Source organism: Parvularculales bacterium (genome assembly GCA_036881865.1).
GTDB lineage: Bacteria > Pseudomonadota > Alphaproteobacteria > JAPOUT01 > JBAJNM01 > JBAJNM01.
The window spans coordinates 16,734-28,392 of sequence record JBAJNM010000024.1; the positions used below are offsets into that span (position 1 = coordinate 16,734).

At 48.2% G+C, this 11,659-nt stretch carries 16 protein-coding genes and 1 tRNA gene; 15 read left to right on the forward strand and 2 right to left on the reverse strand.

The genetic code is table 11. The features are described from left to right. Positions 1–2 precede the first annotated feature (2 nt). Genes V6Z81_06510 through V6Z81_06525 form a run of 4 tightly spaced genes read left to right on the forward strand, consistent with a single transcriptional unit; the run spans position 3 to position 3,880 of the window. Positions 3–599, forward strand: coding sequence for a hypothetical protein (locus V6Z81_06510; protein ID MEG9862139.1), 597 nt, complete (start codon positions 3–5; stop codon positions 597–599). A gap of 10 nt (positions 600–609) precedes the next feature. Further along, positions 610–1,524: a hypothetical protein gene (locus V6Z81_06515; protein ID MEG9862140.1), complete on the forward strand. Its 915-nt coding sequence runs from the start codon at positions 610–612 to the stop codon at positions 1,522–1,524. Between the two features lie 4 nt (positions 1,525–1,528). Next, entirely contained in the window at positions 1,529–2,755 is a 1,227-nt protein-coding gene (locus tag V6Z81_06520) for a hypothetical protein (protein MEG9862141.1), read from the forward strand. Further along, positions 2,756–3,880 carry a hypothetical protein gene (locus tag V6Z81_06525; GenBank protein ID MEG9862142.1) on the forward strand — a complete coding sequence of 375 codons (1,125 nt, stop codon included), beginning with the start codon at positions 2,756–2,758 and terminating at the stop codon, positions 3,878–3,880. A gap of 25 nt (positions 3,881–3,905) precedes the next feature. On the opposite strand, the gene V6Z81_06530 is transcribed toward V6Z81_06525, so the two are convergent. Then, positions 3,906–4,340, reverse strand: coding sequence for a hypothetical protein (locus V6Z81_06530; protein ID MEG9862143.1), 435 nt, complete (start codon positions 4,338–4,340; stop codon positions 3,906–3,908). A gap of 361 nt (positions 4,341–4,701) precedes the next feature. Here V6Z81_06530 and V6Z81_06535 point away from each other — a divergent pair, with 361 nt between their 5' ends. The 7 genes from V6Z81_06535 (at position 4,702) to V6Z81_06565 (ending at position 8,926) form a co-directional block, all read left to right on the forward strand. Continuing rightward, positions 4,702–4,923, forward strand: a complete 222-nt coding sequence (locus tag V6Z81_06535) for a hypothetical protein (GenBank protein MEG9862144.1) — start codon at positions 4,702–4,704, stop codon at positions 4,921–4,923. Continuing rightward, a complete protein-coding gene (locus V6Z81_06540) occupies positions 4,924–6,174 on the forward strand; it encodes an aerolysin family beta-barrel pore-forming toxin (protein MEG9862145.1) in 1,251 nt (416 codons plus the stop codon). It begins immediately after the preceding gene. A 137-nt stretch (positions 6,175–6,311) separates the two neighbouring features. Then, entirely contained in the window at positions 6,312–6,449 is a 138-nt protein-coding gene (locus V6Z81_06545; GenBank protein ID MEG9862146.1) for a hypothetical protein, read from the forward strand. 12 nt (positions 6,450–6,461) lie between these two features. Continuing rightward, on the forward strand, positions 6,462–7,109 hold the full coding sequence (locus V6Z81_06550; GenBank protein ID MEG9862147.1) for a thermonuclease family protein: 648 nt from the start codon (positions 6,462–6,464) through the stop codon (positions 7,107–7,109). After that, complete coding sequence (locus tag V6Z81_06555; protein ID MEG9862148.1) at positions 7,106–7,792, forward strand: hypothetical protein; 687 nt, start codon at positions 7,106–7,108, stop codon at positions 7,790–7,792. The genes V6Z81_06550 and V6Z81_06555 overlap by 4 nt, the downstream gene beginning before the upstream one ends. Before the next feature lie 59 nt (positions 7,793–7,851). Beyond that, positions 7,852–8,079, forward strand: coding sequence for a hypothetical protein (locus tag V6Z81_06560; GenBank protein ID MEG9862149.1), 228 nt, complete (start codon positions 7,852–7,854; stop codon positions 8,077–8,079). A gap of 127 nt (positions 8,080–8,206) precedes the next feature. After that, a complete protein-coding gene (locus tag V6Z81_06565; GenBank protein ID MEG9862150.1) occupies positions 8,207–8,926 on the forward strand; it encodes a hypothetical protein in 720 nt (239 codons plus the stop codon). A 64-nt stretch (positions 8,927–8,990) separates the two neighbouring features. On the opposite strand, the gene V6Z81_06570 is transcribed toward V6Z81_06565, so the two are convergent. After that, entirely contained in the window at positions 8,991–9,533 is a 543-nt protein-coding gene (locus V6Z81_06570) for a YHYH domain-containing protein (GenBank protein MEG9862151.1), read from the reverse strand. Between the two features lie 177 nt (positions 9,534–9,710). On the opposite strand from V6Z81_06570, the gene V6Z81_06575 reads away from it, so the two are divergent. From V6Z81_06575 to V6Z81_06590, 4 genes are all read left to right on the forward strand, one after another. Next, a tRNA-Met gene (locus V6Z81_06575) sits at positions 9,711–9,782 on the forward strand. Between the two features lie 25 nt (positions 9,783–9,807). Beyond that, on the forward strand, positions 9,808–10,023 hold the full coding sequence (locus V6Z81_06580; GenBank protein MEG9862152.1) for a hypothetical protein: 216 nt from the start codon (positions 9,808–9,810) through the stop codon (positions 10,021–10,023). A gap of 26 nt (positions 10,024–10,049) precedes the next feature. Further along, positions 10,050–10,265 carry a hypothetical protein gene (locus V6Z81_06585; GenBank protein MEG9862153.1) on the forward strand — a complete coding sequence of 72 codons (216 nt, stop codon included), beginning with the start codon at positions 10,050–10,052 and terminating at the stop codon, positions 10,263–10,265. Positions 10,266–10,361: 96 nt separating this feature from the next. Beyond that, a complete protein-coding gene (locus tag V6Z81_06590) occupies positions 10,362–10,985 on the forward strand; it encodes a hypothetical protein (protein MEG9862154.1) in 624 nt (207 codons plus the stop codon). Positions 10,986–11,659: the final 674 nt, after the last annotated feature.

Below are 11,659 nucleotides of genomic sequence, written 5' to 3' on the forward strand. Positions count from 1 at the left end.
AGATGTCTTTAGAAAAAAGAAACATTGACGATCCGTCAGGCGAAAGCACAGAGATAACAGCAACGACTGCCGATGCTGCGGATTTGCCTTCTGCTGAGATTCCGATAGCGATTGGGGATCCTGCGGTGCCGGGTGCGATTCGGGTTTCTGCGTTGTTAGAATATCTACAGGCATCGCTTTCGGCATCTGTTCTTGGGAATGCGTGGCTGACATCTGCGAGTCTTGTAAATGGTGATCTTTCAGAATCTGGAACGCTCGAATGGACCGTCGCTGCGGATGCGCCGACGGGTGTCGCCGATGGTGAAAACACGAAATGCACGATCCCTTTGCTACCGCCGGATACGACGACCTTCGGCTGGCGCGTCGCACTCTTGGACAGCAGCAATACGGTCGTTGATGTTGTCATCGCCATGTGGCGAGGCGCGTCTGAAGATATAACGTATTTTTTGAAACGCGATAGCACGTCTTATGTCACATTCAAATTACAAGATATAGGGACAGACACCCTTGTCCCCACCTTTAGTTTTTCTATCGAAAATAGCGATAACGGCTTAACGGGCCACTATTTAACAATTTCACCGATTTCAATTTCAATATAGGAGTAGACAAATGTCCATACGCATAGACACACAAGCCGTATTAGATAAAGGAAATGCTGGGGTACCGAGCGGTACGATTGCAACCACCGATCGTGTCTTTTTTATAGATGTAGACGACAGCAATAAAGTCAAACGGGATTCGGTTTCGGATTTACTATCTTTAGTAACGGGGGGCACTGGGGAAGCGACGACCTTCGGCATTGCATTTCCAGGGTCACCGGAGTCTAACGATAACTTTATCTTTACTGCGGATGTGGATTCAGGTTTGACGTGGAAAGACACGGATGGCACGACGGATCTGACAGCAGCGAGTAAGTTTGATGTCGCCAAATACAACGGCACAGATTGGGTCAAACAGATTGATTATAGTGATTTTGTTTCGGTCCTCAACGATTTAACAACCGCGGCCCCCGCCGTTGACGACATTATTGCGTTTGGAGACACCTCTGATTCAAATGGGAATCGGAAAGCGACCGTTGCGGCGCTGTTTGATCTTCAAAATGCTGTAGACGGCACCTGGCTGATGTCCGCGGACTTTACGAATGGCGATCTTGCGTCAACGGGTACGCTTGAATGGACAGCAGAAACAGGCGCGCCCGCGGGTGCAGTGGATGGCAACAATACGCAGTGTAAGCTGCCGAAGTCCAACGCCAAACCGAACACTCGTATTATTGGGCTCTGGGTGTCTTTGAAGGATGGCGACAGTTCGGATGCTATCCAATCCGAGCAGTTCATTCCGTGGTTGAATACATCGCCGGATTTGAGTTACAGGCTTTACGCCGATGACGACTCCTGGGTTGAGTTTAGCATAGAGTTAGGCGATACCGATTCGGTCACGCCGATTGTTACGGTAACAACGACACAAGACGCTGGCAATACGCTGACAGGTATGTATCTAACGATTTCACCGGCAGTGATAGGCTAAAACAATGTCCGTTCGCATCAAACGCGTGCCCCAAGTTTTATCGGGTGATAACTTCCCGGCGGCTGATCCCGAAGATGGCACTTACTTCGTCTTTAATGTCGCACAAACATCGTTTATTAGCGGTAAAACGATCAGAAATGATGAGGATACTGCGGCTGTGACAAGCGCGTCTGAAGGCGATATGTTTAAGTATTTTACATCCGGGACGAAATGGGTGAGACAATATGAAAAACGCCCAGGTCGCACCGATGAAGAGATACAAGCTGTTGTTGGGGGGGTTGTCCAACGCCATGCCAACGGCAGTATCGATCCCGATTATGACGACGCGAGCAATGCCCTGACATTGAGTCTGAGTGAACAGACGACCTTAGGCACGTGGCAGTCACGTGCCGCGGGTGTCTCGTTGTCTGATGGAGAGGTAGAGATCAATGGCGCGAACAATCAGATCGTCGTGCGTCTCACCGATTACGCGGGAAACGATAAAACGACTGAACTCGGCACCGTTGCTGTCGGCGACCAGATCCATATAGACTCCGGGACAGATGACCTTTATTTACGGATCACCGGCATCGCGAGCACAGCGACGGCGTATACATTTTCGACGCGGTTGCTGCCGGGCAGCACGGCTTATGCGGATTTCATTGTTAACGGCACAGATACGCTTTATCTCCGTAAGCCTGTTGATTATACGAAACGTTCTGATGAAGACATTAGAGACGTGACCGCAGCCCAACTCACGGCGGGAACGAATATATCGATCACAGAAGATGACGCGGGTAATACGCTTAGCATTACTGCCACCGATACCAATACACAGCGCAGCGATGAGGATATCCGTGACGTTGTTGCGGCACAACTGACGCCGGGCAATGGCATTGCGCTGACAGAAGACGATGCCGGAGATACCCTCGCTGTTGGAACACAAGATTGGGAATGGCTCTACGGGTCCTCAACGACACTCAATACAACAACGGGGGCCACACAGATCAATATTACAGCGGGTACGAGTTTTGATGATTATCGTGAGTTGATGTTTATCGGCGTTCATGAGACAAATGGGCGGGAGTTTTCTATGGTGTTCGCGATCGCTTCTTTCAATTCAAACAGTGACGATGTGCAGCCGAATAATGGACATGCGTATCTCGTTGTCAGACGCACTGGCAGTAGTACATTTCAATTTCATCACAAAGGCAATGAAGGGTGTCTACGCGCCATTCTGGGGAAACGTTAGATGGCATTTACGAAGCTACATTTACATATCAATTTTGCGGGTAGTGCTCGGCTCAGTGGTGTGCCGATTTTAAAAAAAGTTGAGGTGCGGACGGCTTCAAGAGTTGTTATCAAATCGGATTTAGACGGCACAGAAGCGGTGGCGGATTTTGATTTATCTAACACACCGAGTAAGATTGGATACGCCCTCGCGCGTGCCTATACAGATATTCTCTATAACATCAATGTGGGTTCAGATCAGCAGTTGAATATCTTTTTGGCGGGACAGGTAGCCGGCACACCCCCGTCACCGATTCTCCAAGAGATAACAACTTTTCCTGCGTATCCGTATCTTGGTGATGGCGAGACGGCAACACCAGAGACAACGACGGTCACACCGTCTTGGCTTCCGACGCCCCTCGGCTATGCTGAAAAGCAACAGAATGCGATAGATGCCTATAACACCGTGTGGTTGCCAAAGAAGCGGGCCTGGATGTCAGAAGCGGTGAGTTATGCCGATGGTGTTCCAGATATTGTCGCACAGGTCGGCTATTATATGAAGGCGGCAACGGCTTTCATCAAGGCACGGTTTCAGGATGCCGCGATCGCGCCGGATGTCGTAGAAGCGGTTATAGAAGAGATGGCAATGGGTGCAGCGGATATTGACGACGTTGGCAAGTTTGCTGCAGCGATCCGTCAATACAAGGTATTGTGGCCGGAGGGACCGACACAGGCGTTAGGCTGGGTCTCTATAAGCGGGTCAACTGTGACGCGGGTGAATCTTGCAGAGGCGGTGCAGTTGGGTCCGGGGTCACTGCCGAGTGATTTCAATGCGTTTGATACGAGTTGGCTGGTCGTCAATCAAGTGGGAAGTGTGAGCCTGAGTTCAACGTCACCTGTCGTTGGCACAGCAGTGACGGCAACGGTATCGGATCCCGATGGTGGGGTCAGTGGCACGACGTGGCAGTGGCAGAACAAAGCGGATGGCGGTGCGTGGACAGATATTTCAGATGCGACAAGTAGCAGTTATACGCCGGTGTCTGGGGATGTCGGTAAAACGTTGAGAGCCACAGCTACCTATACGGACACTGTCGCGGACGGCAATACGGCGACATCTGCGGAAACAGGTGCTGTTGCCAACGCTTAGGGACCCCGCAGGGTCTCAAGGGTGTTTAAGTCAGTCTGAAGATGTCTCGGAAGTGGCGTTTTCGCTTTTTCGGCGGGGGCAGCATCAACTGTTGTGTTTTCTGCTGTTCGAGGGCGAGCATCTCCAAGAGTTTTGTCTCTCGGTCTCGGGCGGCGGAAACTTCCGTCTGAAGGTGTTCGATTTGGGATTTTAGGAGTTTGACGACTTCCGAATCGTTGTTTTCTGTGGGTTTTGAAGTTTCCTGATGTGTCAGATCGGGTGTCCCGTTGTGTTCGTTAGCGTTTTCAGTCTCTGTTGTGTTCAGGGGTCCGTAGACGCGTTGAAGTTCGGCAATATCGACACATTTTCGCCCTTTGACATCGAGATCGTAAGACACAATGCCCTTGTCCATATCGGCATAAAGGGTTGTTTTCGAGACCGGTATAAGTTTCAGTGCTTCCGTAACGGATAGTTTTGACATGTGGATGTCCTCCTGAGTTGTTCATTTCTCTCCATATTAACGGAAAAAGTCGGAATCGGATACATTTTTGAAAGACGACAGGTGTTAAGATGCTTAATTATTTTCGGCGTAGAGCTTTACGGAATCGTGTGAGTCGTGTCTTTGGCGTGCCGTTAACGCATTCGAAGGACGCGTTGTTAGTGTTAGTGTTTTTTGCGATGATGGGTGCTGTTTTGGGTATCGTCTTTTTTTTAGGAGGGTTATAAGTTATAAGTTATAGGTTATAACTACTTTACAATCTCCGGGTTGAGTTGAGCCATGATCGGTCGATCACCTCCTTCAGATTCCGACCGTAGCTCCTCCCCGGACACAAAGGAACATAATGAGTTTTAACGGGAAAGCGTCAAACGTTTCTGCAGAGAGCGTTAAAGTTTCTGCAGAGAGCGGAAATATTTTTGAGGTGATTGTTTTGGAACCGTTCACGGCTTGCGATTTTGGAAAGGATAGCGATGGGGTTAAGTTTTTTAACTTTAGAGCACTCAATACGCCTGAAGCGCAAGCATGGCGTAAAGAACAAGCAGAAAAAGAAGATAAGGAAAAATAAATGGCTGTTGATTTTTACTCTGGCATTTGGAAAAAGGGCGAGAAACAGACATTCGGTCTCGGCACACACCACAATGTACCATTCGGGTCAATGTATGTGGGTGAAGGGTTTAAAGTCTCTCTGTATGATACCGTTGAGGAAAGTGAAGACGAACCTACGTTTGTCTACTATTGCAACGACTATCATGATATGAGTTTCTATCGGAAAGGTCCTAAACCGAAGCGTGTCAAAATAGAAGAAACAGAACTGCTACGGAAACAGATGGCGATCGGTCATTTTTGGCAAGATTGGGGCGGTGCTGAAGATTTTCACGGGCAAGTGCCGCTCACAACTGAGCATGCCGTGTTGAATATGTGGACAGGCTCTGGTACAGGCGGACAGGATTGGCTTGACGATCTGTTCGATATGATAGAAGTCCCGGAAGGTCTAAGCATTAAATGCTTTATAGACCACTTCGATATATCGAACCCGAACAGTCTCAAGACCACGCCGGGGTTGGTTATTTCTGGACCGAAGGAAGTCAAATTCTGGGAAGACCCCTTTAGGCGATACCAAGAGGCTATCTCTATTATCGCGATCGGCGGTGTAGACTACAAACTGCTTTCGATGGAAGTCGATGAGTCCACTGCGGACTGGGAAGCGTACACCACGCTCGGCGGTAAAGTGCGCGCAGATAATAGCACACCGCTTGATGGCGCAAGTGTCGGTGTCGAAATCGAATACTCGGAAAGTTATAGCCAGTCGGACGAATGGGGAGCCAGTATCGGTATCGAACAAGAAAGCAAAATCGCTTTCGGCGGTGAAGCAAGTTTCGTGAAAACGGAGTTCGGTGTAAAGCTGAGTGTCGAGGCAAGTTGGACCGGCGCAACCGGCGAGGAAAAGAGTCAAGCGACAAGCGTCTCTGCCAATGCCGTTTTGGACCCGTTCACTGCTTGCGATTGTGAAGTGATCGTTGAGATGAAGAAAGGGACAGTTGACGTTATCAGACGGTTCATCAATATGGAAACCAATGCCGAGGTTCAGCAGAAGGGCACAATCACTTTTGATCAATACGCCGATGCAACAGTCAGATTCTCTAACTATATTGAACTCAACACACCGGAAGCGCAAGCATGGCGTGCAGAACAAGCAAAAAAAGAAGCCGCAGCAAATTCACCTGACGTCGTCGCTGAAGTCGCAGCAGCAGAAGCCGCCGCTGAAGCTAACGCAGCGCGCAAAGAGGCAGCACTCGCTAAAAGTAGAGGGCAATAGTTAACTTATGCGGTAGTTGTTTACTACGAAACCTGGCGGCTGCCGCACCTCACAAGAGGGAAACAACAGAATCAAAAACACTTGAATATCAAGTGTCTGCGACCGCAGGACCGGGTAAAACCGTGTATGCGGATTTGATGGCAACTGAACAGCCGCAGAAAATGAAGTTGGTTCGGATTATGAAGAATACCGTAACAGGTGAGGAAATAAAGGAATATGGCGAGATGCGCTGTGTAGATGCGCAGGTCGCGCGTATCAACTATCGGGAGGTCTAAGATAGGTCTAAGATGAGAAACCGTAATCAACTCCGCAGACGCGCCGAAAGCGTCTTCGGGGTACACCTAAAAAAAGAGAGAGTCAGATGGGATAAAATCAGTCTCATCAGCGTTTTTATTCTCTCCTTGACGTTGTTTTGTTTGCATCATATATCGAGTCAGGAAGACGTACAGACACGCACCTACCCTGCGCTCTTAGACGCATCTAAGCAGGTTTACGATGGCGACACGATTCAGGATGTCTACATCGATATCGCGGATTTGAAAACGGAATATCCGGCAGAGGTCTTATGGCTCGGCATTTTCAGAAAAGATAAGGATATCTACGCCATCACAGATATTCGGATCAAGGGCATCGATACACCGGAGAAGAAGCCGGCGACGAAATACAAAGATGGCACGGTACGCCCGGAATCCGAAAGAGAGGCGGAACGCGCGGCTGCGGCACTCGCGTCTGCCGAACTGCTGATGCTGTTGGAAGGAAACAACTTAGAGTTCGTGATAGCGAACCCGGAGCCCGACAAGTATTTCGGTCGCGTTGTCGCCGATGTGCTTATTGACGGTCTGAACGTCGCCGACTATATGATCGAGAAAGGTTTAGCATACCGGTATGATGGGGGAACGAAAATGGAGTTCCATGAATGGTGGGGGAAAAAATGAAAAATAGTTTGCGATTTTCAGTTGCGATCCTGTTTGTTGTTTTCACGACCCTGATAAACGCCTTCGGAGAAGTGCCACCCGCGCCATCGGAAAAGGAGGTCGGTGTCTCTTGGGCACACGCCGGCGGCGATTCAACAATAGGTGTTTCGATAGGCGTTCCTTTCGAGCATCGTATCAATGGATACCTTATTGCAGAAACGCAACACATTCACGTTGACGGCGAAACCGAATCGGTGCAACGGCTTTTGTATACAGAAGTCGGCTTACCTGTGCGTCGATTTGAAGTCAATGCGTTTGCGAAAGGATTGCGGAATACCGAGCGGGATGTTGATTTACAGACGGATTTTGGATACTTTCTTCAGTTGCCGGAGATTCAACGGCGTTTGTGGTCTTTTTCTGCTGGACTTGGCAACTTCGCACGAAACGAGATCCCTGAGTTGGCAGCAGAAGCCGAGACAACATTCAACTGGACAGCCTTTATCCGTGTTCGCAACGCCCGTGGTGTTTCGATGCAGTATCAGGTGAATATAGGCGTAGACGGGAGCGATCTCGAACACAGTTTTACCAAAAATTCATCCCTCCGACTTGGAGAACGATTGTCACTGAATGTGAATCTCACCTTAATGTTCGCGGATAATGATGTCCACACGGCATCACGGATTGGCGCGAAGTTGAGGTTTTAAGAGGCGGCGACCGAACCGTATAACTGTTCGGTCACTGAAGTCGGAAAGTGAGGTATACCATGAAAGAAAAGCATAAGGACTTTGAAGAAAGACTGGTTATCGGTGGTGTTTTTGCTTTGTTGTTTATCTGTATTGTGATCGAAGCGATTCGGGGGCAAGCCGTTGACTTGAATAATATTCTCAATGCCTTAGTGATCGTGTTGACAAGTGTCGGGTCCCACTTATTTGGCAAGAACGCCGCCATCGCGGCACCCGAGAGCCCAAAAGATGGAACAACAAACGTCTAAATCCTTTTTATCCAAACTCGTCCGTCCATCGGCTTTCATCATTATTTTGATAAAGTTGGTGGTCTTAATATGGATACAAACAAGTATTCTCAACAGTACGGAGAATTTGGTTAAACAGCAGTTTGTCATGTTACAAACGCTCAATGAGCAACTCAGCGCACTACAGAAGCAGCATGAAACGGGGGGGCTCTCAACGCCAACGCGGCAAAAGATGGATGCGCGGGTCTCCGATCATCCGCAGTTGGAAGCACGCATCAAACGGATCGAAAACGAGGCGGGTGTAACATTACGGGATGCGACCGACCATATCCTGCGAGATGAGGGGCATAAAGCCGAACCCTACCCGGATACCACGGGTATTGCGATTGGTGCTGGCCGGAATCTATCGTTATTGGGGATTAGCATCTCTGAGTTGCGTCTGATCAACCCGAAGTTTTCGATTGCGGAACATTTGGAAAAAGTGGTTGTTGGCGATAATCGCGTCTATATCGATGACATCGACACTGCGAGAGAGATACTCAATACACCGTTATCTGACGCGCATATCGCTTTGTTATTGCTGTCTGATTTGAATCGGGTCGCGGGTGAAGCATCCGCTATTTTCGAGCGGACATGGGAGACGTTAGATGCTCCCCGCAAGGAATGTATTGTTGATGTTTTGTTCAATCTCGGACAAACGCGTTTTATGACGTTTAAGAAGTTCATTGGGAATATAAAAAAGGGGGATTATGCGGCAGCGGCAAACGAGTTATTGTTATCGTTGGCGGCAGAGCAAAACCCTGTCAGATATAGAAGAAACGCTGAAGTCATTCGGACAGGGGATCGGAAATACTTTGAGTTAGAATAGATTCTACACTTCTAACCGGGAGTGGTTATTGGCGGATAAACGTGTAAAACATAAACAGAAGGAATTACTGCCAATAACGTTTTTCCACTCTCGTTTTTACCCAATTTTGCCATCCGTGTAGCTTTGCTTCACGTTGGACGCTGTCTTCTATCACTTCTATGAAGAGGTTGTCGCCTGTAGAAACTGTATCACCTGGTACCGGTCGTCTATGTCTGAAAAATACTACTATACGCACAGTATTGCCATCTACATCTTTAAGATATAGCACGTTTCCTGTTAAGGAGCCGGTGAAAGAAGATTTCGCATTCAGTTGAAGCACTAACCACTCTAATTGAGTTGGAATATACTTCTCGCTACCCGGCGATAAAGGGGTGTCGCTTTTGGGTGTGATGCGTGCTTGGGAAATACGCGGTGGTGCCTCTGGCAGAGTCGGTTTTGGCACTGATGTTGTGCTACGAGTTTTCGGGGTGTGATAATGGTATGTGCCAGTTCTTCGGTTATAGTGTCCACCGGATTTGTCGGTTCTGCCAGAATGTGTGTAGGCGAAAACTGCGGTGAGTATCAAGATTCCTGTAATCACAAATATTTTGAAGATAATAGCTTTCATGATATGTTTCCTTTGGCTTTCGCCTGTTATGTCCGTTCAACCGCTTACGACAGCAATCGGGGTGGCACCGCGACAAGGTGTCGCGGGTCGTAATGCCAAAACCCCATAACAGACACAAGTAGGGTACCGTATTTACGGTTAAAAGTAAAGTCAAATGTTAGAATTTAAACTGTTTTATGCAGGGTAGAGTAATGGTAACTCGCAAGATTCATATTCTTGTATATGCTGGTTCGATTCCGGTCCCTGCAATCGGGTTGAGGTTAACGATTCACATTTGGATACACCGCTCGATGACGATGCGATCGCTTTGTTACTGTTTGCGAATCTAAAAAGCGCAGCACAGGAAGCCGAGCAGGTGTTTCAAGAAACATGGCGGGCCCTCGATGATCCTCGAAAAGAGGGGATTATTGATATGTTATTCAATCTTGGACTTCCGAACTTCCTTGAATTCAAGGATTTTATTAATGAAGTCATATTGAGTAAAACATAAGGATGTAGTAAAATAGGGAAAAGAAGATGATGATTTATGTCTCATTCTTTCCACTTCAGATACCTATTTACTTTGAGTTCCTAGCTCTTACTCGCTATGAGTTCAATGCAATGAAAGCAAAAGACTACGAAAAAGCGAGCGAAGCGGTTTTATTATCGCTTGCGGCGCGTCAAAATCCGGCACGCTACCAACGCGTCGCAAAAGTGATAAAGTCCGGGGAGCGTCGTCATTTTCAAGAGTGACAAAACCCGTCAATTGTGTCAGTATATATTCAATTGGATATATATCCAATTAAATATAAATTTAGATTAATAACTTTTTAAAAGAAGCGAGGACTTATGCCAAATCATTTTCAACCCAATGCTGCCTGTGATGCGATGCTCACGCGCGTGGCAGCCGATTTCACTTACAAGAAAGAGATGACCGAAAAACAGTTGAAGCTCTTTGATATTGTCAAACACCGTTTTGATACCTTCAGGAAGGTGATGGCGGAGTTCTTCCGGTATCTTCAGATCGAGCTCATGCAGGCGAATCTGAATCATATCGAGGCTGTCTGTAACTATCGTGAGAAATGTGAGTTTGAATATGAGTTGCTGTTACGGACGCTGCGTTCAGCGGAGCGATGGTTTAACACTGCGATCGCCAACGATTGGGAGACCGGAAAGGTCGGTGCATTATCGGAAGAGCTTTCAGACCTTTTGGAATATACGGGGCCGGGGGGCGGTGATACTCCTGTGCATCATACTTGTGATGCGATCTCTAAAGAATGTTTCGAGTTGACGACGTATCTTGTCAGCAGGGTCCCACAAGGGCGTTCGGTCTCCGTCGCGGTCACGAAGATGCAAGATGTGCGTGGCGAGTTGCTTGATTTAGCGAACGCTGCGATCCCTTATTTCCCGACTCGTGGTGGAGAAGAAAATGAACAGACCGCTGATCACGCAACTCACATCGAAGAAGAATAGACTAAAGATAACGGGTCTCGTTCGGTTCGCGTATCTCGATGCTGCGTTCCTTGTGCATCGTGGTTACTACCGTTTATCGCCGACAGGTGCTATCACGCAAAGAGATGCGTGGAATCAGTTCTGGGATGTCTGGGAGTTGTATAAGCCGGACTTGAAGGCGGAGGGCTTAAGTGTCACGAAAGAAAAGAAGGAGTGGGTGATCCACTACTCGCCGCCGAAGGATTCTAATATCTGTTTGGACGCGTCGATCACGGCTTCTCAATAGGAGGTTAAATCGGAATGCCAAGATTCCCGAAGATTTACAGAAATGGTAACAATCTCTACTGTCGGATACATGGACAGCTGCGGTTCTCGGCATATTCGCGGGGCGCGTTTTGCGATAAGTGTCGCGATGCGGAGCGTTATGGTTACCAGCGTGCCTTGATGGAGCAGTCTCACAGCGGGCGCGGTATCCGTCGCAGGAGAAGTTAATTATGCCAGCAATTATTTATACCATGAAAGGAAAAAGAAAAAATGGATTACAGACATGACACAACGGGTCAAGACTACACGCAATGGGACTGCCGTCTGGCATCTCAGAAGCCGGGTCGCTTGCAATGTCACTCGAACTATGTTCAACGCCAGCGATCTGTCGAATCGGTTGCGCACTGTCCGAGTGAAACAGAGAGTCTACA

What these genes read in the sequence shown, in the direction of transcription:
- V6Z81_06510 (MEG9862139.1), top strand. Translation starts at nt 3, where the DNA reads ATGTCTTTAGAAAAAAGAAACATTGACGATCCGTCAGGCGAAAGCACA.
- V6Z81_06515 (MEG9862140.1), top strand. Translation starts at nt 610, where the DNA reads ATGTCCATACGCATAGACACACAAGCCGTATTAGATAAAGGAAATGCT.
- V6Z81_06520 (MEG9862141.1), top strand. Translation starts at nt 1,529, where the DNA reads ATGTCCGTTCGCATCAAACGCGTGCCCCAAGTTTTATCGGGTGATAAC.
- V6Z81_06525 (MEG9862142.1), top strand. Translation starts at nt 2,756, where the DNA reads ATGGCATTTACGAAGCTACATTTACATATCAATTTTGCGGGTAGTGCT.
- V6Z81_06530 (MEG9862143.1), bottom strand. Translation starts at nt 4,340, where the DNA reads ATGTCAAAACTATCCGTTACGGAAGCACTGAAACTTATACCGGTCTCG.
- V6Z81_06535 (MEG9862144.1), top strand. Translation starts at nt 4,702, where the DNA reads ATGAGTTTTAACGGGAAAGCGTCAAACGTTTCTGCAGAGAGCGTTAAA.
- V6Z81_06540 (MEG9862145.1), top strand. Translation starts at nt 4,924, where the DNA reads ATGGCTGTTGATTTTTACTCTGGCATTTGGAAAAAGGGCGAGAAACAG.
- V6Z81_06545 (MEG9862146.1), top strand. Translation starts at nt 6,312, where the DNA reads ATGGCAACTGAACAGCCGCAGAAAATGAAGTTGGTTCGGATTATGAAG.
- V6Z81_06550 (MEG9862147.1), top strand. Translation starts at nt 6,462, where the DNA reads ATGAGAAACCGTAATCAACTCCGCAGACGCGCCGAAAGCGTCTTCGGG.
- V6Z81_06555 (MEG9862148.1), top strand. Translation starts at nt 7,106, where the DNA reads ATGAAAAATAGTTTGCGATTTTCAGTTGCGATCCTGTTTGTTGTTTTC.
- V6Z81_06560 (MEG9862149.1), top strand. Translation starts at nt 7,852, where the DNA reads ATGAAAGAAAAGCATAAGGACTTTGAAGAAAGACTGGTTATCGGTGGT.
- V6Z81_06565 (MEG9862150.1), top strand. Translation starts at nt 8,207, where the DNA reads ATGTTACAAACGCTCAATGAGCAACTCAGCGCACTACAGAAGCAGCAT.
- V6Z81_06570 (MEG9862151.1), bottom strand. Translation starts at nt 9,533, where the DNA reads ATGAAAGCTATTATCTTCAAAATATTTGTGATTACAGGAATCTTGATA.
- V6Z81_06585 (MEG9862153.1), top strand. Translation starts at nt 10,050, where the DNA reads ATGATGATTTATGTCTCATTCTTTCCACTTCAGATACCTATTTACTTT.
- V6Z81_06590 (MEG9862154.1), top strand. Translation starts at nt 10,362, where the DNA reads ATGCCAAATCATTTTCAACCCAATGCTGCCTGTGATGCGATGCTCACG.